The sequence below is a fragment of the Aeromonas sp. HMWF016 genome (genome assembly GCF_963878195.1).
Classification (GTDB): Bacteria; Pseudomonadota; Gammaproteobacteria; order Enterobacterales; family Aeromonadaceae; genus Aeromonas; species Aeromonas lacus.
In genome coordinates, this window is sequence record NZ_CAWNWX010000025.1 from 1 (window position 1) to 20945 (window position 20945).

15 protein-coding genes are annotated in these 20945 nt (G+C 57.0%); 5 read left to right on the forward strand and 10 right to left on the reverse strand.

Going from position 1 to position 20945, the window contains the following annotated elements:
* Positions 1-1083: TRCF domain-containing protein (locus AACS24_RS03290; protein ID WP_258223079.1), on the forward strand; the 1083-nt coding region annotated here is incomplete at its 5' end.
* Between the two features lie 74 nt (positions 1084-1157).
* Here AACS24_RS03290 and fbp read toward each other — a convergent pair.
* Positions 1158-2192: a class 1 fructose-bisphosphatase gene (gene fbp, locus AACS24_RS03295; protein WP_033113133.1), complete on the reverse strand. Its 1035-nt coding sequence runs from the start codon at positions 2190-2192 to the stop codon at positions 1158-1160.
* Positions 2193-2573: 381 nt separating this feature from the next.
* Between fbp and AACS24_RS03300 the strand changes: the two genes are divergently transcribed.
* Entirely contained in the window at positions 2574-4190 is a 1617-nt protein-coding gene (locus AACS24_RS03300) for a peptide ABC transporter substrate-binding protein (protein ID WP_108572351.1), read from the forward strand.
* Positions 4191-4289: 99 nt separating this feature from the next.
* On the opposite strand, the gene AACS24_RS03305 is transcribed toward AACS24_RS03300, so the two are convergent.
* The 3 genes from AACS24_RS03305 to sixA all read right to left on the reverse strand — a co-directional run bounded on the left by AACS24_RS03305 (position 4290) and on the right by sixA (position 6186).
* The gene (locus AACS24_RS03305) at positions 4290-5210 is read right to left on the reverse strand and encodes a DMT family transporter (RefSeq protein ID WP_108572352.1); all 921 of its coding nucleotides are present in this window, start codon (positions 5208-5210) and stop codon (positions 4290-4292) included.
* Between the two features lie 168 nt (positions 5211-5378).
* On the reverse strand, positions 5379-5585 hold the full coding sequence (locus tag AACS24_RS03310; protein ID WP_026457339.1) for a DUF1107 domain-containing protein: 207 nt from the start codon (positions 5583-5585) through the stop codon (positions 5379-5381).
* 133 nt (positions 5586-5718) lie between these two features.
* Positions 5719-6186, reverse strand: coding sequence for a phosphohistidine phosphatase SixA (gene sixA, locus AACS24_RS03315; protein WP_108572353.1), 468 nt, complete (start codon positions 6184-6186; stop codon positions 5719-5721).
* A 162-nt stretch (positions 6187-6348) separates the two neighbouring features.
* On the opposite strand from sixA, the gene AACS24_RS03320 reads away from it, so the two are divergent.
* The gene (locus AACS24_RS03320; RefSeq protein ID WP_108572354.1) at positions 6349-9135 is read left to right on the forward strand and encodes an insulinase family protein; all 2787 of its coding nucleotides are present in this window, start codon (positions 6349-6351) and stop codon (positions 9133-9135) included.
* Positions 9136-9465: 330 nt separating this feature from the next.
* Here AACS24_RS03320 and AACS24_RS03325 read toward each other — a convergent pair whose 3' ends face one another.
* From AACS24_RS03325 to guaB, 6 genes are all read right to left on the reverse strand, one after another.
* Positions 9466-10113 carry a thiopurine S-methyltransferase gene (locus tag AACS24_RS03325; protein ID WP_108572396.1) on the reverse strand — a complete coding sequence of 216 codons (648 nt, stop codon included), beginning with the start codon at positions 10111-10113 and terminating at the stop codon, positions 9466-9468.
* A gap of 264 nt (positions 10114-10377) precedes the next feature.
* A complete protein-coding gene (locus AACS24_RS03330; protein ID WP_108572355.1) occupies positions 10378-11787 on the reverse strand; it encodes a leucine-rich repeat-containing protein kinase family protein in 1410 nt (469 codons plus the stop codon).
* Positions 11788-12150: 363 nt separating this feature from the next.
* Complete coding sequence (locus AACS24_RS03335; RefSeq protein ID WP_146181453.1) at positions 12151-13068, reverse strand: hypothetical protein; 918 nt, start codon at positions 13066-13068, stop codon at positions 12151-12153.
* Between the two features lie 527 nt (positions 13069-13595).
* Positions 13596-13868, reverse strand: coding sequence for a hypothetical protein (locus tag AACS24_RS03340; protein WP_108572356.1), 273 nt, complete (start codon positions 13866-13868; stop codon positions 13596-13598).
* A gap of 381 nt (positions 13869-14249) precedes the next feature.
* Positions 14250-15839: a glutamine-hydrolyzing GMP synthase gene (guaA, locus tag AACS24_RS03345; RefSeq protein WP_108572357.1), complete on the reverse strand. Its 1590-nt coding sequence runs from the start codon at positions 15837-15839 to the stop codon at positions 14250-14252.
* An 84-nt stretch (positions 15840-15923) separates the two neighbouring features.
* A complete protein-coding gene (gene guaB / locus AACS24_RS03350) occupies positions 15924-17387 on the reverse strand; it encodes an IMP dehydrogenase (RefSeq protein WP_033115209.1) in 1464 nt (487 codons plus the stop codon).
* Positions 17388-17873: 486 nt separating this feature from the next.
* Here guaB and AACS24_RS03355 point away from each other — a divergent pair, with 486 nt between their 5' ends.
* Both AACS24_RS03355 and AACS24_RS03360 read left to right on the forward strand, forming a co-directional pair.
* Entirely contained in the window at positions 17874-18761 is an 888-nt protein-coding gene (locus AACS24_RS03355; RefSeq protein ID WP_108572358.1) for a lysozyme inhibitor LprI family protein, read from the forward strand.
* A 254-nt stretch (positions 18762-19015) separates the two neighbouring features.
* A complete protein-coding gene (locus AACS24_RS03360) occupies positions 19016-20902 on the forward strand; it encodes a potassium transporter Kup (RefSeq protein WP_108572359.1) in 1887 nt (628 codons plus the stop codon).
* Positions 20903-20945 lie beyond the last annotated feature (43 nt).

Sequence of the window (20945 nt, forward strand, 5' to 3'; positions counted from 1 at the left end):
ACCTTCGTGCGCCAGCACGAACCGGCGGTGGTGCGCGAGGCTGTGCTGCGGGAATTGAAACGCGGAGGTCAAGTTTACTACCTGCACAACGATGTAGAGAGCATCGAGAAGTGCGCCGCCGATCTGGCGGAGCTGGTGCCGGAGGCCCGCATCGGTATCGCCCACGGCCAGATGCGCGAGCGCGACCTTGAGCGGATCATGTCCGACTTCTACCACCAGCGCTTCAACCTGCTGGTCTGCACCACCATTATCGAGACCGGCATCGACGTGCCGAGCGCCAACACCATCATCATGGATCGGGCGGATCATCTCGGTCTGGCCCAGCTGCACCAGCTGCGGGGCCGGGTTGGCCGCTCCCACCATCAGGCCTATGCCTATCTGCTCACCCCCCATCCCAAGCTGATGACCAAGGATGCAGCCAAACGGCTGGAGGCGATCGCCTCGCTCGAAGATCTCGGTGCCGGCTTTGCGCTGGCGACCCACGATCTGGAGATCCGTGGCGCGGGCGAACTGCTCGGCGACGATCAGAGCGGCCAGATCGAATCGGTCGGCTTCACCCTCTACATGGAGATGCTGGAGCAGGCGGTCGAAGCGCTGAAATCGGGCAAGGAGCCGTCGCTCGAGCAACTGATGAGCCAGCACACCGAGGTGGAGCTGCGCCTGCCGGCGCTGCTGCCGGACGACTACATCCCGGACGTCAATATGCGCCTCTCCATGTACAAGCGGATTGCGAGCGCAGCGGACGAGCAGGAGCTGCGTGAGCTGAAAGTGGAGTTGATCGACCGCTTCGGCCTGTTGCCGGAGGCGACCAAAACCCTACTGGAGCTGGCGGCCTTCCGCCAGCGCGCTACCGCTCTTGGCATTCGCCGGGTAGAGATGAGCGAGCGCGGCGGCTATCTGGACTTCACCCAGGAGACCAAGGTCAATCCGACCTATCTGGTCAAGCTCCTCTCCGAGCAGCCGCGCATCTACAAGATGGACGGGCCGACCCGTCTACGCTTCCAGGTGCCGACTCAGGATCGCGCCATGCGCCTGAAACTGGTGGATGGCTTGCTGGCGGATCTGGCCAGTCACAGCCAGTAACGGCTGCAAACGCCAAAACAAAACGGGAGCCGCAAGGGCTCCCGTTTTTTATTCACTCGCGATAAATCAAAGGATTACCCCTGACTGGCCGGATCCTCGTGGGAGGAGAATTCGCGCATGAAGGCCTCTGCCCGCTCCACCATCTTGGTCGAACCGACGAAGTAGGGGGTGCGCTGGTGCAGCGCGGTGGGCTGGAGATCCATGATGCGGTTGAAGCCGTCAGAGGCCTTGCCGCCCGCCTGCTCCACCAGAAACGCCATCGGGTTGCACTCATAGAGCAGGCGCAGCTTGCCGTTCGGCGAGTTGGTGCCGGACGGATAGATGTAGATGCCGCCCTTGAGCAGGTTGCGATGAAAATCGGAAACCAGGGAGCCGATATAGCGGGAGGTGTAGGGTCTGTGGGTCGCTTCATCCCGCTCCTGGCAATATTTGAGGTACTTCTTCACCCCGTCCGGGAACTTGATGTAGTTGCCCTCGTTGATGGAGTAGATCTTGCCCTCTTCCGGAATGCGAATGTTCTCGTGGGAGAGGCAGAAGCAGCCGATGGAGGGGTCATAGGTAAAACCGTTGACGCCAAAACCGGTGGTATAGACCAGCATGGTAGAGGAGCCGTAAACCACGTAACCGGCCGCGACCTGACGATTGCCCGGCTGCAGAAAATCCTCGAGGGTGACGGGGGAACCCTGCGGGCTGACCCGGCGATAGATGGAGAAGATGGTCCCGACCGAGACGTTTACGTCGATATTGGAAGAGCCGTCGAGGGGATCTATCAGCACCACGTATTTGGAGTTTTTGGAAAGCGGCGAGTCAAAGGCGACGAAGTCTTCTTCCTCTTCCGAGGCCATACCACACACCTCACCGCGCGCCTCCAGCGCCGCCTTGAAGCGCTCATTGGCGTAGACGTCCAGCTTCTGCTGCACCTCGCCTTGCACGTTTTCAGCCCCCATGGAGCCGATGATATCGGCCAGCCCGGCCTTGTTGATCTCCCGGTTCACCACCTTGGCGGCAAGGCGGATTGAGCTCAGCAGCGAGGTCAGTTCGCCGGTCGCGGTAGGGTAATCAGCCTGCTTTTTGACGATGAACTCGCCCATGGTGATCATGTTTCGCATTTTTGGTCCTTTAAGATCGTTTCCGTTGGCATTGAAAACGTTTGCAAGCATCGACAAAAAAAGAGCCGATCCTCGGCCGTGTTGTTTTGTAACTTAATGTAACGTCTGTTTTTTGTTTTTGCAGCGAATTAAGCGGGCTAATAAAACGACGATTTGAACCTGATTTGTACTCTTCCCGGTCATAAAAAGGGGGCCATACGGTAACTTTCAGACTCTTATTTTGCGCCAAAAAGCGGCGCCAAACAGCGACCTTGCTGACGTTTACCTCTCTTTCACCACTCATCTGGCCCACTAGATACGAGTGACCTATCCCCTATTGAGTTCCAAACGCCAATCACGCACACTCGTTTTCCGTTGGAAGCAAAAACATAAGGATTATCAATGAACAAGACTATCATTGCCGGCACGGTAGCCGGATTGCTCTCCCTGCCCGTCTGGGCTGCCGAAGTGCCGGCCGGCACCAAGCTGCTGCCCCCGGAGCAACAAACCTTTGTCACCAATATCGGCACCGAACCCACCACCATAGATCCGCAACTGGTGGAAGAGAGCGCCGGCAGCGCCATCGTCAACGATCTGTTCGAAGGTCTCTATGTGCTGGATGCCAGCGGCAAGACCCAGCCAGCTGGCGCGCTCAGCTATGAACTCGACCCCACGGGCACCGTCTACACCTTCAAACTGAGGCCGGAGGCCAAGTGGTCGAACGGCGAGCCGGTCACTGCCGCCGACTATGTCTACGGCTGGCAGCGAGCGGCCAATCCCAAGACCGCCTCCAACTACGCCTGGTTTATCGAATTGATGGGTATCGCCAATGCCAGCGAGGTGATTCAGGGCAAGAAAAGCCCCGATGCATTGGGGGTCAAAGCGCTGGATGAACATACCCTGCAGGTGACCCTGAAAAACCCGGTTCCCTTCTTCCTGAAGACGCTGGCGCACTACACCACCTTCCCGGCCCACAAAGCCACCATAGAAAAATATGGCAAGGAGTGGGTCAAGCCCGGCAATATCGTCTCCAACGGCGCCTTTGTGCTCAAGGAGTGGACCCCCAACGAGCGGCTGACCGCCGAGCGCAACCAGCACTACTGGGACAACCGGCACACAGTGCTGAACAAAGTGATCTATCTGGAGGTCGTGTCGGAGACCTCCGCCTACAACCGCTACCGCACCGGCGAGTTGCACTACACCACCTATCCGCTGGAACAGTACCAGCACATCAAGAGCCAGAGTCCGGAGGAGCTGGTCAGTGCCCCCATGCTGGCCACCTACTACTACGTCTTCAACATACATCGCAAACCGTTCGACAACCCGAAGGTGCGCAAGGCGCTGTCGCTGGCCATCGATCGGGAGACCATCACCGACAAGATCCTGGGTCAGGGACAACTGCCCGCCTTCAGCCTGACGCCACCGAGTGTGGACGGCTTTGATCTGAAAAAACCGGCCAGCCAGCTGCAGAGCAAAGAGGAGCGGATCAAGCAGGCCAAGGCGCTGCTCGCCGAAGCGGGTTATGGCCCCGGCAAGCCACTTGATGTGGATATCCTCTACAACACCAACGAGAGCCACAGGAAGATCGCGCTGGCCATCTCCTCCATGTGGAAACACAATCTGGGGGTCACCGCCAAGCTCAACAACATGGAGTGGAAGACCATGGTCTCCACCCTCAACGAGGGGGATTTCGGGGTAAGCCGCTACTCATGGAATGGCGACTACAACGATGCCTCCACCTTCCTCGACATCCTGACCTCCAGCAGCAGCGCCAACAGCGGCCGCTGGTTCAACAAGGAGTACGACGCCCTGCTGGCCAAGGCTCACGATGCGCAGAATGCTGACGAACGCAACTGGCTCTATCAGCAGGCTGAAGCGCTGATCGATGCCGAGGCGCCCATTGCCCCCGTCTACTTCTACGTCAAGTCGCGCCTGCTCAAGCCTTTCGTCAAGGGTTACCCCTATCAGAACCCGCAAGACATCGTCTACAGCCGCGATCTCTATCTGGTTGCCCCATAGCGCTGACCACAAGTCGCACACTGGCCACAAAGAGCCGCGATCAAAAAAGCGCCTGCATTGCTGCAGGCGCTTTCATTTTCGCTCTGGCGATAGACCATCTCACTCATCCTGACAGATGGCCATCTCCTGCCGGGCACGGCGTCTGAATACCACCGGACGCACCAACAGCTGTGCCAGCAAGACCCCCAGCAGGGTCAGACAGCCCCCAATCAGGTGATAGCTGGTCAGCCGCTCCCCGAGCAGTGAGATGGCGAGCCCTGCCGTCATCACCGGCAACAGGTTCATGAAGATGGCGGTGCGGTTGGCACCGATCAGGGTGATCCCCTGCATCCAGAGCCAGGGGCAGAGCGCCGATGCGGGGATCCCCGCATAGAAGATGAGCCAGAGCGCGCGCGCCTCGGGCAGTTGACCATCCACCAGCAGATAGAAGGGGGTCAGCAGCACCACGCTGCAGAGCACCTGACTGTAGAGCAGCGACCAGTTGTCGAGCCCCAGATCCCACTTCTTGAGCAGTACGCTGTAGAGCGCATAGGTGCCGGCCGAGAGCAGCATGTAGACCGAGCCAATCTGGATGCCATGGGTAAAGAGCCGGGTCGGATCCCCCTGCCCCAGCAAAATGGCCAGTCCCATAATGGAGAGCAGTGCCCCCAGGATGGCGCCCCAGGTAGGACGTTCACGCAGCAACCAGATGCTGAATAACACGGTGAGCAACGGCGTCAACCCCATCATCAGCCCCATCTCGGTGGCGCCCATGGTTTGCGCCGCGTAATAGCCAAAGGTCTGGTTGAGCACCATGCCAAGCAGCGCCAGCGCGGTGATCTGCCAGATACCGGCACGCAGACGGGCCCGCTCGCGCCATACCCGGCGAGCCAGAAAAGGGGTCAATACCAGCGCAGCCACCACCCAGCGGGACCAGGCGAACGCGGCGGGCGAGAGAACTCCCACCGCCAGTTTGCTGACGACGCCATTGCCAGCCCAGATGGCAATACAGGAGAGAGGGAACAGAAAGGCAAGGGGCATCAACGGCTCCGGCATCCCGAACGAGAATTGAGCGAGGCAGTATAGGGGGCAACGGGCGAGAAACAAAGCTGCCATCGAGGCGGACACGAGAGAGAAAACCGGATCGACAAAAACAAATATGCCCGCATAACGCGGGCATATCCGTGCAGAAACACGCTCAGAAGATTATCACGCCGCATCCATGTGCAGTCTGGAGATCAGCTCATTGACCTCGGTGACTGTCTGACGGTGGGGAATGTCCGCCTGGCTCGGCATGAGCAACAAACCGGACTGAAAATCAAACCGCCCCCGACCATGGATATAGATCCGACCTTTGAAGAAGGTTTTGACGTGTTTTGCCACCATCAGTGGCAGGTACTTCTTGAACACTCTCATCGTTTGCAACCTCTTGCAGTTGTATCCGTATGACAGCAGCTTCTGCGAATTAATTCCGTAAAATAATCATAAAAATCCGGAAAACTCGCCCATCTCTTCCCAAAAAATTCAATATATAACTTTTTATTAACTTTTAGCCTATTGTATGCGGCCCTTCGAGCCAGAGCAAGGAACCTTTGCCATTGTGCCACTCGATGCAGGCAATGCCCGAGGTGGCAAACATGGGCGCTCCGGCTGCCGGACAGAGGCTCTGCACCAGATATCCCACCAGCGGCAGATGGCTGACCAGCATGATCTGCTGATGCTGTTCTGCCAGTGCGGTCAGGTAGCTGGAGACAAAGGCGGGATCACCATAAGGGGTAATATCACCGCTCTCCTCCACCACAACGGCGTCGGGTAATTCCTTGCATATGGTCTGCCAGGTTTGGCGGGCGCGCAGATAGTTGCTGTGGATCACCCGATCGATACGACCGGTCAGCTGAGGCGCCAACCAGCGGGCCATCAGAAGGGACTCTTCAATGCCCTGCTCGGTCAATGGACGCTGTTCATCAGTTTTCGCATTCATGCCAGCTTGGCCATGACGCATGATATAGATCTTCATTACAACCTCGCCCAACGGGCCTGTTTTGATAGCCGGGGGATCTTACCCCGCCACGGATGTTGAAACAATTGCGCTACCTCTCAGAAAAGGGTTTGCCTCACCGGATAGCGGGGTCGATAATCATGTTTAAATTCAAATAAATCCAACGTGAGTCGCCCACCAATGAGCCCATATGCCAGTCCCAATGACCATCGGCAATACCACTATCTGGCGCTGGCAAACCGGCTCAGGGTCTTGTTGATTTGCGATCCCGATACCGACAAATCCGCCGCTTCTCTGGCGGTCAATACCGGCCATTTTGACGATCCGGCCGACCGGCAGGGGATGGCTCACTTTCTCGAACACATGCTCTTTCTCGGTACCGCTACCTACCCCAAGCCAGGTGAATACCAGCAATTTATGAGCCGTCATGGCGGCAGCAACAACGCCTGGACCGGCACCGAATTCACCAACTTCTTTTTCGAGATCGACAACGGCTTCTTCGAGGCGGGTCTCGACCGGTTTGCCCAGTTCTTCATCTGCCCCACGTTCGATCCGGAGTGGGTCGACAAGGAGCGCAACGCGGTCGACTCCGAATACCGCCTCAAGTTGCAGGATGATGTGCGCCGCAGCTATCAGGTCCACAAGGAGACGGTCAATCCCGCTCACCCCTTTGCCAAGTTTTCGGTCGGCAACCTCGATACCCTGGCCGATCTGCCGGGACGGGATCTGCGCTCCGACCTCATCAACTTCTACGAGAGCCACTACAGCGCGGATCGCATGGCGCTGGTGATGATGTCGCCCGCCGATATCGACACCCAGCTGCAGTGGTGCTGTCGCTATTTCGCTCCCATTTTGAATCGCAATTTGGGAACGCCGACTCTCGATATGCCACTCTACCGGCTCGACGACCTCGGCATCCGCATCCAGATCAAGCCGGTGAAAGAGACCCGCAAACTGGCGCTCACCTTCCCGCTACCCAATGTGGACGCCTTTTATGACAAAAAGCCCCTCACCTTCCTGAGCCACCTTATCGGCTACGAAGGGGATGGCAGCCTGCTCTCACTACTTAAAGCGAAAGGCTGGGTCAACCAGCTCTCGGCAGGCGGCGGCATCAGTGGCGCCAACTTCAAGGATTTTGGCGTCAACTTCGGCCTCACCCCGCTCGGTCTCGAACATGTGGACGAGATCGTTGCCTTCCTGTTTGGCTACCTCAAACTTATCGACCGGGCAGGGCTGGAGGCCTGGCGCTACGACGAGAAGCGCACCGTGCTTGAATCGGCGTTCCGTTTTCAGGAGCGCGGCCGCCCGCTCGATACGGTCTCGGGGCTGGTGCTCAACCTCTTTAGCTACCAGCCAGAGGATCTGCTGTACGGCGACTACATGATGCGGGAGTATGACGAGGCGCTGATCCGTCGCTTCCTCGCTAAACTCACCCCGCACAACCTGCGCATGACCATCACGGCGCCGGAGGTGACCACCGACCGGCTGGCCCGCTGGTATCAGACCCCCTACAGCGTGGCGACCATCACCGAGGCGGAGAAGATCCGCTGGCAGCAGAGCGAACCGGACAAGGCGCTGGCGCTGCCCAAGCCCAACCCCTTTATCAGCAGCCGGCTCGATCCGCGCACGCCGGAGATCGCCGCCGAGATGCCTTCCTGCCTTATCGATCGCCCCGGCTTTCGCCTCTGGCACCTCCACGAGCACCTCTTTAGCGTGCCCAAGGGCAATCTCTATATCTCCATCGACAGCGAACACGCGGTCAAAAGCCCGCGCCACATCGCCATGGCGCGCCTCGCGGTGGAGCTTTTGGCCGACCACCTCAATGCCCTCACCTATCCGGCGGAGCTGGCGGGGCTTGGCTACCAGATCTATGCCCATCAGGGGGGCTTTACCATCAACCTGAGCGGCTTTGCCGACAAGCAGCCGCTGCTGCTCGACATGATCCTCGGCAATCGCACCCTGGGTTATCCCGACCCGGGCCGCTTTAGCGAGATCAAGGAGGCGCTCATCCGCAACTGGGACAACCAGTCCAAGGCGCGCCCCATCTCCCAGCTGTTCAATCAGCTCACCAGTTTGCTGCAACCCAACAACCCGCCGTTCGAGCAGCTGCTGCGTCACCTGCGCACCGTCGAGCTCTCCGAGATGCCTGACTTCGTGGCGAGCCTCTTTGCCGAGGTGCATATCGAGACGCTGGTACACGGCGACTGGACTGCGGCCGAGGCGCTGGAGCTGGCGGCGCTGATGGAGCGCCACCTGAGCGACATCAACGGCAACACCAGCCGGCCGAGCGCCGAGACCCGCCGCCCGCTCATCTCGATTCAGGACAGGGGCACCCTTATTCGCGAGCAGGGCTGCGAGCACGAAGATTCGGCGCTACTGGTCTACTACCAGTCCCGCACCACCCGGGCGCGGGATCTCGCCTGCTTTACCCTGGCCAACCACATCATGTCCTCCACCTTCTTCCACGAGCTGCGTACCCGCCAGCAGCTCGGTTATGTGGTGGGGGCTGGCAACCTGCCCCTCAATCGCCACCCGGGTCTCATCTTTTATATCCAGTCGCCGGTGGCGGGGCCCCAGCATCTGCTCGATGCGGTGGAGGAGTTTATCGACCTTTTCCCCCTCGCCATGCTCGAATTTACCGAGCAGCAGTGGCAGGAGAGCAAGGCCGGGCTGCAGGCCCAGCTCAGCGAGCGCGACGCCAATTTGCGCAGCCGCGGCCAGCGGCTGTGGGTCAGCATCGGCAACAAGGACTTGGGGTTCGATCAACGGGAACGGGTCTGCGAGGAGGTGGGCAAGCTGACGCGCGCCGATCTGGTGCGCTTTATCACCCAGCTGCGTTCACGCACCTCCGATCGGCTGATCCTCTGCAGCTACGGGCAGGGCCACGAGCACGAGGAGCGGATCACCGGCCAGTTTATCGATGATCCACGCGCATTCCGGCTCAATGCCGCCACCTTCGAGGCCTGATCAGGCCTCGCATCTCCCCGTTTTTCCTTCCCACGGCAAATCGCAGCCAATAAAAAGCCGACCCACGAGGGTCGGCTGGAAAAACCATAACAATTGCGACAAAGCCGCCAAAAGTGAACATGAGCGTGAAAATCAGACACTGAGTTGATGACAGGCAAGCAGGAAACCCCTTGAACTCGCCGTACAATGCCAACAGTGATTGAGAAACAGCCACATCTTAGGCACTCCCCCCGAAAACCACGTTGATCTACGTCAAAGGAGGTAGCGAAGAGTCCACCTGACGACTCATTTGCCCTGCCGGATCACTCTTTGCAGCCCACCGGCCGCCCGTCAGGCGCGGCGGATCAGGCGATAGGCCACTTCATCGAAATAGGAGAGCTGACCGGAGAGCACCCGCGGGTGATCCACCTCGGCGGCCCGCCCCAGCACCTCGACCCGAAAATCCCGTTCAAACAGCGCCCGCACCTCCATCTCGCCCACCGAGAAGGGCGGCTGGCTCTGCTGCTCCGGCTGATATTCAAGGGTCACCAGCAAGATCTGGCCCCCCTCCTCCACCAACCGGCTCATCAGCGCCGCATACTGGCGGCGCATCGCGGTTGGCAGGGCGATCAGTGCCGCCCGGTCATAGACCAGCCGATAGCGGCGACCGAGCTCGGGCGCGGCGAAGAAATCCCCCTCGAAGATGCGCAAGCTCTCGACCTGATGGCGCTGATAGGGGCCCACCTCGCTCACCGCCGCCTTCAGATTGTTTTCACTGAAAAAGCTGGCGATGGCGACGGAGGAGAGCTCGAAGCCATCGACCGGATGGCCCTGACCACTGAGCCAGAGCATGTCGCGGGACTTGCCGCACAGGGGCACCAGCACCGGCTCGTCCGGCTTCTGCGCCGACCACCAGGATTGCAGCCAGCGGTTGAAATCTGCCTGATGAAAGCCAATTCGGTTCTCTTCCCAACGCTGATGCCAAAACGCAGCTTCCATCATGATTCCCCATTGCTTACTAAAGAGTGCTTACTAAAAGATGCCTCAATATCACAACTTAACCGGCACCACGCAACCCTCTGCCCACCCTTTTTATCGGGCGGCTCCTCACCGCATCCCCCGAGATGGCCAGCGGGGTACTCTGACCTCTCCCGCAGGCAAACAGGGGCTTAAACCCATGCCAAAACGGCATGGGTTGGTGATGATTGATGAGCAAAAGAGGAGAATTTAACGGGCCGAAGAGGGCCAAAGAGGCCCGCAAGATCACAACAGCGTGCTGCGCGCCGCCGCGAGCTGACGGCCGATCTTGGCAAAAGCGGGCCGCTCGCCATGAAGTTCAGAGAGGCAGGCCGCCGTGAGCTGGTGCAAAACGGCAAGCTGCGCGTCATCAACATCGCCATCGCCATCGCCATCGCCATCGCCATCGCCATCGCAGCGTGCCAGCAGCTCCTCCAGCAGGCAACCAAAGGCGCGCACCTCCAGTCGCTCCAGCCCCTGCGCCAGCTCGCGATCATGCAGGTCATAGAGGGAAGCGGCGCCAAAATCACCGAGCAGGGCGTGGGCAGAGGGCCCGCGGGTAAACAGAATATTGTGGCCGTAGAGATCCCCGTGCATGATGCCGGCCTGGTGCAGATGGCCCGCCACCGAGGCAATCCCTTGGGCCAACGTCAGCGCCTCGGCCAGGGTAAAGCGCAGCCCTTCGTCATAAACATCGCGGGTGCAGGAGGCCAGACTCGGCGGCCCCGCCAGATTGGCAAAGGCCGGGTCGATCAGCGCCATCACCAGCGCCGGCATGCCTGAGGGGTGATCGGCCACCCGCCCCAGCACGGGGATCAGGTTGGGGTGAGCACCTGCCGCCAGCGACGCCGCCATCTCGCACTGGGGCAAGCCATCACTGGTCACCGCCCCCTTGAAGATCTTGACCGCCACCTCACTCGTGCCAATGCCCTCGCTCGACTCATCGGCTATCCGCTCGGCCATCAGCGGCTCACTGCGCATAGCCGCGCGATGGATAACGCCAGAGGCCCCCTGCCCCAGCAGCTCGCCGATCGCCAGGCGCTGCCACGGCAAGCTGGCAACCTGCTCATCGCTGATGGCGCGCGCCTCCGCCCCCTCGCTAAAGGGGTTGCCGGAGTAGGCAAGCCAGGCAAGGCGCGGCAGCGCGAGCAGCCACTCGGGGAAGCGTTCGATGCGGTTGGCGGCGATACGCAGCAGCTCCAGCTTGCGGCAATTGGCAAGGCTGGCCGGCAACTCGCGCAGGCGGTTACCCGCCAGCATCAGCTTTTGCAGGGCGTCGCACTGGCCCAGCTCATCGGGCAGCCGCTCAATTGCGTTATCGGTCAGGATCAGCCAGCGCAAACCGGCGGGCAGCGCCTTGGCCGAGACGGTGGCAATCTGGTTGGTCTTAAAGCCCACCATGGTCAGCGCCGGACAGCGCCCCAGCACCTCGGGCAGCTCGGTAAAGCGGTTCTCGGAGCAGAAGATGATGCGCAGTTTGCCAAACCCGGCCAGCTCGTCAGGGAGTGCGCTCAGCTGGTTGCCGGTGAGATCCAGCACCTCCAGCGTCTCTTTCAGGCTCAAAATCTCGCTGGGGAACTCCGTCAGATTTTCAGAGAGCTTCAGATGGCGGGCACCGCACAGTTCACCCGCGCGCAGCTGTTCCAGAGTATGCATAACCGTTTCTCAATCCTGATGATCTTCCTGATGGCACAGCGACCATCAGCGCGCGCCGAACCCGGGTCCGGCGATTTTAAAGGGGGGCATTATAAAGAATTCGGGGCGCAGATCGCCCCTTTTGTTGCTTTGGCAAGGCTCAGCGCTCAGCAACACCACCCCAGCGAATTGACGAAGAGACGTAGGGTGCAATAAGCGCTGCGCATTGCACCGTTTGCCGAGCGGCTTTTGTGCAAGGTATGAGGAACAAAAGTAGAGGTGCAATTTCATTGCACCCTACGGTACTTACCGCATAACAATGTAATCACACAAGCCACCGCATGATAAAATGCCACTTGTTGGCTGTCCCTCTTGAAGCGTTTGTTAGCACTTGTAGCCGAATGGGTTTTCAAAGGTAAACTGAACCTTTGTATGAAGATTTAAAGCCAAATCAATAGTGCAATTTTTAACGAAATATTCCTCATAACCATCTTCCCAGCTCATTGATGCAACTTGAGCATAATCGTCTAGCAAGAAACCAGCATTATATTTAAACAACAAGGCTTGAATGTACAGACTTGAGGCCCTACAAGCATGAAATAATAATGAAATGAGTTTATTTCTACTGATTTCAGTTCCACTCCAGTACTCAGGGTTATCCAAAATTGGGAAAATGCCATGTGCTACATAATTTCGTAAATTCCTAACTAGGTGTAAACCATAACTATGGTCAGTAACCTTTGCTCCTTTCATACCCGATAAAGATGGTTTGAATATGGACTGATAGTAATCAAATGTAGCCGTTAGATTTGATATTGAGTGTTCGAAGTTCAATGGCAACTCTGAGCTTTTAAGCTCATCAACAAGCACCGTAGCTCGTAAACTAGCATCTCTTAACTTTTTGCGTTCATCCAGCTTAGCTATAGATGGAATCAATAAATAATAACCATCAACAAATCTATATAATTCTTCTAGTGCATTTGACACAAAAATGAAGCGAGTAAGTGCTGTAGAATATGCTGTATAGTGCTTTGAGTTAGAGTCATATTCATCTGCAATTGGGCGACAATACATAGCTGCGTTATCATCACCAAACTTCCATGAATTAATTTTCACGACTTCCAATTCTGCCGCTAGCTTCAACCAGTCACTAATGACCTTAGTTTCCACCATGCGTTTAACATCATGCCTTTCATATTCATTTCTATTATCTAAGAATCTACAAAACTCAGCCAACTCATATAAGTGACTAGGTAAATCACGAAAATTTGAACATATAGGACATTTATCTACTGACTTCACAAACTCACCTTAGAGTATTAGCAGTGATGAGATGGAAGGCGGTACTAATCCAATAGCAAAGCCTTCCGTATAACTCCGCTTTATCTTCATAACCACCTCAAAAAAATCATTTTAAATCATTACATTACCACTGTATAAAAAACAGTTTATGAGTCAACCATGGCAAAGCTCCACCAAACTACAAGTCAGTACCATGATGCGCTTGCATCGCTCCAAGCTACCGCCAGACAGCATCTGGTTTGCTGCTTTTGATCAACGCGATGTCTCTGGTCTGATTTATTGGTGACTGCAAATAGGCCATATCCAGACGGATATCCTAGTGAGCAAGGCAGATAAGCAAAAGAGGATGATGATAGTTTCCTGAGCAAGATCAACAAATCAATCAATAAGTACAAATACTGGCCACATATCAGCAGCGCCGGAGCATAGATAAAGAAAAGACGCCCTAAGGCGTCTTTCTTATTTTCAGGATTAGGAGCAAACAGGTTGGATGCTATTCCCCCTCCTCGCCTTGCCCCGCAACCCAATCAGATCGGGGTGATGGAGGTGATATGGGCCGAGCCATCCAGAGACTGGAAGATCTGCACCACGGCTTCGCCATGGATCGGCTGGGCGAGCGGCACAGTGCTCTTGCACTTGAAGCGGTAGTTGGTGCCAGCCACCACCTGGGTGGAGACTTCAAAGGGGGTGTACTGTACCCCGACAAATCCTTTCATCGCCTGGTTGAACACTGCCTGATCTTCGGTGGTCAGCTTGTGATATGCGGTCCATCCACCTACCAACACTGCTTGTTCTGACATATCAAACTCTCCGTGCTCTATGATCCCGACTCGTTTGGCCGATCGGGCTGCGCCCCGTTGATTCAAGTGGTTTCCGGTCTCCACCGGGAGTCGCTGCCGGTTGGCATGCTGGCTCCCCTTTGCCGCATCGCGCCCCTGTTGCCGCCCGCCTTGCCTGATAAGGTTTGCTGGCGCTCAATCATCAGGGGCCGGTCGCAATGGGCATGAAAGAGCCTAGTGCCGATGCCAGAAATCGCCTCCTGTTAGATGTGACAGGGGCGAGCCCGAGCAAAGCTGCTAGCGGGCAGAAAATTGCGGCGCAAACGATTGGAAAAAGAAAAGACGCCGCAAGGGCGTCTTTTTTGCATTTTTATGCTCGATGGGCAGAAGGGCGCGCGCCGCTTATTCCCATTCGATGGTTGCGGGCGGCTTGCCGGAGACGTCGTACACCACGCGGGAGATACCGTTGATCTCGTTGATGATGCGGTTCGATACGTGACCGAGGAAGTCGTACGGCAAGTGAGCCCAGTGGGCGGTCATAAAGTCGATGGTTTCAACGGCGCGCAGGGCAATCACCCAGTCATATTTGCGGCCATCGCCCATGACGCCAACGGAGCGCACCGGCAGGAACACGGCGAACGCCTGGCTGACCTGGTTGTAGAGGTCAGCTTTGCGCAGCTCTTCGATAAAGACTGCATCGGCGCGGCGCAGAATATCGCAGTACTCTTTCTTCACTTCGCCAAGGACGCGCACGCCCAGACCCGGGCCCGGGAACGGGTGACGGTAGAGCATGTCGTAAGGCAGACCCAGCTCGAGGCCGACGCGGCGCACTTCGTCTTTGAACAGCTCGCGCAGCGGCTCGACCAGACCCATTTTCATCTCTTCCGGCAGGCCGCCGACGTTATGGTGAGACTTGATAACGTGGGCTTTGCCGGTCTTGCTGGCAGCAGATTCGATCACATCCGGATAGATGGTGCCTTGGGCCAACCAGCGAGCATTTTTCAGCTTCTTGGCTTCGTCGTCGAACACTTCAACGAAGACACGGCCGATGATCTTGCGCTTGGCTTCCGGCTCATCTTCACCCGCCAGAGCAGAGAGGAATCGCTCTTCAGCTTCAACCTTGATGATGTTGAGACCGAAGTGGTCACCAAACATCTCCATCACCTGCTCGCCTTCGTTCAGACGCAGCAGACCGTTGTCCACGAAGACGCAGGTGAGGCGATCGCCGATGGCGCGATGCACCAGCATGGCGACTACGGAGGAGTCGACACCGCCGGAGAGACCGAGGATCACTTCGTCGTCACCCACCTGCTCGCGGATGCGGGCAACGGCGTCGTCGATGATGGTGGCTGGCGTCCAGAGGCACTCGCAGCCACAGATGTCTTTAACGAAGTGCTCCAGCATGCGGGCACCCTGACGGGTGTGGGTCACTTCCGGGTGGAACTGCACGCCGTAGAAGCGCTTGGCTTCATTGGCCATGGCCGCGTGGGGGCAGGTCGGGGTGCTGGCGATGGTGGTGAAGTCAGCCGGGATAGCAGTGACCTTGTCACCGTGGCTCATCCAGACATCCAGCAGGGCATTGCCGTTGTCGGCGATGGCATCTTCGATGTTGCGCAGCAGGGCGCTGGTCTTGCCGGATTCGCCCAGCACTTCGACCTTGGCGTAACCGAATTCACGCTCGGTGGAGGATTGCACCTTGCCACCCAGCTGCTCGGCCATGGTCTGCATGCCGTAGCAGATGCCGAACACCGGCACACCGGCGTTGAACACGTACTCGGGGGCGCGCGGGCTACCCGCTTCGGTCACGGACTCCGGACCGCCGGAGAGGATGATGCCGTTGGGGTTGAATTCGCGGATCTGCTCTTCGGTCACATCCCAGGCCCACAGTTCGCAGTAAACACCGATCTCGCGCACACGGCGGGCAATCAGCTGGGTGTACTGGGAACCGAAGTCGAGGATAAGGATACGGTGCTGGTGAATGTCTTTAGTCATTTTATTCCTGCATCAGGCTGATGTTGTAACAAAAAGCATGGGGATAAAAACGGTGTCAAAACGGGGCCGCAGCCCCGTCTTGTATCAGCCCATCCGATAGTTGGGGGCTTCTTTGGTAATGGTCACATCGTGGACGTGGGACTCTTTCATCCCGGCGCCGGAGATGCGCACGAACTCTGCCTTGGTGCGCATGTCGTCGATGGTGGCGCTGCCGGTCAATCCCATGGAGGAGCGCAGGCCGCCCATCTGCTGGTGGATGATCTCTTTGAGGCGGCCCTTGTACGGCACGCGACCTTCGATGCCTTCCGGCACCAGCTTGTCAGCGGCGTTGTCGGTCTGGAAGTAGCGATCGCTGGAGCCCTTGGACATGGCGCCCAGAGAGCCCATGCCACGGTAGGATTTGAAGGAGCGACCCTGATAGAGCTCGATCTCGCCCGGCGCTTCTTCAGTACCGGCGAACATGGAACCCACCATGACGCAGCTGGCGCCAGCGGCGATGGCCTTGGCGATGTCGCCGGAGAAGCGGATGCCGCCGTCGGCGATAACCGGTACACCGGTACCTTCCAGCGCGTCAACGGCGTCGGAGATAGCGGTGATCTGGGGGACACCGACACCGGTGACGATACGGGTAGTGCAGATGGAGCCCGGGCCGATACCGACCTTGACAGCGTTGACACCGGCGGCGACCAGCGCCTTGGCACCTGCGGCAGTTGCCACGTTGCCACCGATGATCTGAAGATCCGGATAGGCGTCGCGAGTGGCCTTGATGCGATCCAGCACGCCCTGGGAGTGGCCGTGGGAGGAGTCGATCAGCAACACGTCAACACCGGCTTCCACCAGCGCGGCGACGCGCTCTTCGTTGCCGGCACCGGCACCAACCGCAGCACCAACCCGCAAACGACCCTTGTCATCTTTACAGGCGTGGGGCTTGCGCTCGGCTTTCTGGAAATCTTTAACGGTGATCATGCCCTTGAGTTTGAAGTCGGCGTTCACCACCAGCACTTTTTCGATACGGTGCTTTTGCATCAGGGCAACCACCTCTTCACGAGGGGCCCCTTCACGCACGGTGACCAGACGATCTTTCTGGGTCATGATCTGTTCAACGGTCTGGGAGAGGTCAATCACGAAGCGCACGTCACGGCCGGTGATGATACCGACCAGCTGATTGCCGTCAGTCACCACGGGGTAACCGGCGAAGCCGTTCTTGTGGCTCAGCTCCTTGATTTGGGCGATGGTCATGTCAGGGCGCACGGTGACGGGGTCAGTGACCACGCCGCTCTCGTACTTCTTGACCTTGCGCACTTCGGCAGCCTGCTGCTCGATGGACATGTTCTTGTGGATAAAGCCGATACCGCCTTCCTGGGCCAGTGCGATAGCCAGACGGGCTTCGGTCACTGTGTCCATGGCGGCGGAAATCATCGGGATGTTCAAGCTGATGGCGGAGGTCAGCTTGGTACGCAGATCGGCAGTATTGGGAAGAACTTCGGAGTGGGCGGGAACCAACAGTACATCGTCGAAGGTTAACGCTTCTTTGGCAATCCTGAGCATGGCAATATCTCACCGTTGAGGAAGTGGGGGTGTAAAATATTGCCGACGAAGTTTACTCACGGATTGGTCACTGGTAAAGAAGTTTTTTGAATTTTTTATGGCGTAGCCCTCATTTAGGAGGCCAAAACGCCAAAAAACCAAGATTATCAGTACGAAAACCGCCATTTCGGGGCAAAAGAGTTGGCAAAGTGGTGTTTTATGCAACCTGCCCGTTTGCCAAACGCTCCTCCCCAAGCGGTCAGAATGGAGCCCCTTCCCCTGCCTATCCCACCAACACGAACGTTAAAAAGCTTGTTTTTTGAGCATTTTTTCTTGTTCGAATCGCGCCTCGCACGGCACATATTTCCTATTCGGGCACGGTTTTGCCATTGCAGCAGTCCCTCTAAAACAGCAACCATTTTCGCCATTGTCATACCTATGAGACAACATACAGGCCATTTGTTGCACAGGTGAAAAATTAGTGGTGCAAAACATCATGAGCTCCGTATGATTACTCCCATATGTCGTGGTTACGAACCAACCGCACAAATAGCTGAAGCTTGTTTTCATAAGGGGTTACCTCAGCGCCATAATCTAGCAACAAATCAACATTGTAATTTGTTTTTAAAACCCCAGTACGGAGTTGAAATGTCACGTAACAAATCAATCATAAATCTGTTTATCGCAGCATCATTCATTATCTCACCCTATTTATCTCATGCGGCCAGTTTTGATTGTAAGAAAGCAAAAACATCAAATGAAAAGTTGATATGTATGACGCCTGAGTTGAGTCAACTAGATGAAGAACTTGCCAAAATATATCTGCTGTCACTCAAAAAGAGCGAAGATAATGATATTATAAAAAAATCACAACGAGCTTGGCTGAAACAGATTAAGAAAGAGTGCTCATCTGCTGACTGTCTAATCAAAAACTATCGAGTCAGACTGGAAACACTGAAAAATTGGGAAAAGAGCATCCCTGCCGATACAACAATGATTGGTACGCATTATCTCTCGCATTCAGTACCAATAATAAGCAACTCGACAAAGGAAGGATATTACTTGATTGATGCTAAAAATTGCATATCAATTGAAGAGAAAGACAATAAGACCATATCTTTCTCCATATTGACATTTAATACAAATGGGCATATTTGTGATATTAACGGCATAGCCAAACTTGTTGGAAATGAATACCAATATATACCCTCATCGGATACAGATGAGCTAGATAAAGCATGTTCGTTACGCATAGTTAATCGGGCTGGCAGTATCTTGATACTCGACCCGGAAATGAAATGCAGGGAATATTCCTGCGGTATGAGAGCCGGCCTTGATGGCACCGTCTTTCCTAAAAACTTGTCGATGACAACAGGCTGTGACCGTGGATACTAATGTATTTATACCAGACAAACCATATATGGCTTCAGCACTAGCGACCAACCGAATCCATATGAAACGATTGCGCCAGTTTTCTCCGAATTCTGAAAGTGACAATGGCATGGATATCACTTGAAATGTGCTGCTAGCATCAATCATTTTACAATCTGTCTCTCTGCAAAATAACCCCATCCCCTGAGGGAGAATGCCGGTAAGACAATCCTGTTCCTTTGCATCCGACTCTTGCGTATCATGACTAACACGCTGAATTGAAATGGAATTTCATAATGAGTCGACAGCTTCACCAAGGGCGGGCGGCGATCACGCTGGCAGCGCTCGGGGTCGTCTACGGCGATCTGGGCACCAGCCCGCTCTATGCCCTCAAGGAGTGCTTTGCCGGTCACATCGGCTTGCAGCCGGGCCCGCAGGAGGTTCTCTCCCTCATCTCCCTCTTCTTCTGGACCATCATGGTGGTGGTCTCGTTCAAATATGTGCTGCTGGTGCTAAGTGCCGACGACAAGGGTGAAGGGGGCGTGCTGACCCTCGCCTCGTTGGCATCGCGCCGCCTCTCACCCCGCGCCCGAGCCATCGCCATGCTGCTTGGCCTTGTCGGGGTGGGACTTTTTGCCGGGGATGCAGTGATCACTCCCGCCATTTCGGTGCTCTCTGCCGTGGAGGGGCTTGGGGTGATCGCCCCGGATCTCGCCCCCTTCGTGCTCCCCGTGACGCTGATCGTGCTGGTGATCCTCTTTGGTGCCCAGCATTACGGTACGGCGGGCATAGGCAAGCTGTTTGGCCCCATCATGCTGCTCTGGTTTGGCGTGCTGGCCCTGCTGGGGGCGCTCGAAGTCATCCAGAACCCGGTCATTCTGCAGGCCATCAATCCGCTCTACGCCTTTGATTTTATTGTCGAGCGACCAGGTGTTGCCTTCATTACCCTGGGCGCTGTGGTGCTCTGCGTGACGGGCACGGAAGCGCTCTATGCCGACATGGGCCACTTTGGCCGCGGTGCCATCCGGCTGGCGTGGGGCTCGCTGGTGATGCCGGCCCTGCTGCTCAACTACTTCGGTCAGGGTGCGCTGCTGCTGCGCAATCCCGCCGCCGTCGAGAACCCCTTCTACCTGCTCGCTCCCTCCTGGCTCACCCTGCCCCTGCTGGTGCTGGCCACCATGGCGACCGTGATCGCCTCGCAAGCGGTTATCTCCGGCACCTACTCGGTAGTGCGTCAGGCCATCCTGCTCGGCTATCTGCCCCGTCAGGAGATCCGCCATACCTCCGAACGGGAGATTGGCCAGATCTACCTACCGCTGGTGAACTGGTTGCTGCTGGCGGGGATTGTCATCGTGATCCTCTGGTTCCAGACCTCCAGCAATCTGGCCGCCGCCTACGGTATCGCCGTCACCGGTACCATGGTGCTCACCACCTTGCTGCTGATGGTGGTGGCCGCCACGCGCTGGAAGTGGCCACGCTGGCTGATTGCGCTGGTGTGCGCCCCGCTGCTGCTGGTCGACGCCACCTTCTTTGCCGCCAACAGCACCAAGTTGCTGGCGGGCGGCTGGCTCCCCATTCTGTTTGCCCTGCTCGCCATTCTGGTGATGACCACCTGGAAGCGGGGACGCGAGCTGGTGCTCGACAAGCTGGAGAACAAGTCGTTTGCCCTGACCCGCTTTGTCGACAACATGCTTGAGCACCCGCCGCTGCGGGTGCCGGGCACCGCCGTGTTCTTGTCGCGCTCCGAACAGGTAGTGCCCCACGCCATGCTGCATAACCTCAAACACAACAAGATCCTGCATGAACGGATCATTTTCCTCACCGTTCGCATCAAGGATGAACCCTGGCTCGCCTTTAGCGAACGGGTTCAACCCAAGCAGCTCGGGGAGGGTTTCTGGCAAGTGGTCGCCCATTTTGGCTACAAAGAGACCCCCGACATGGAGGAGATCTTTCAAGCCTGTGCCCAGCACGATCTCAAAGTCGCCATGAGTCAAACCTCCTTCTTCCTCTCCCACGAGAATCTGGTCAGCACAGATATTCCGGGTATGGCCCGCTGGCGTGAGGGGCTGTTTGTCTGGATGAATCGCAACTCCCTCAAGGCGACCGATTTCTTCCATATTCCGGCCAACAGGGTGGTGGAGCTGGGGGTATTGCTGGAGCTTTGACCCGCACTACCAGCAGCATCGTCACGGTCAGAATCAAAAGCCC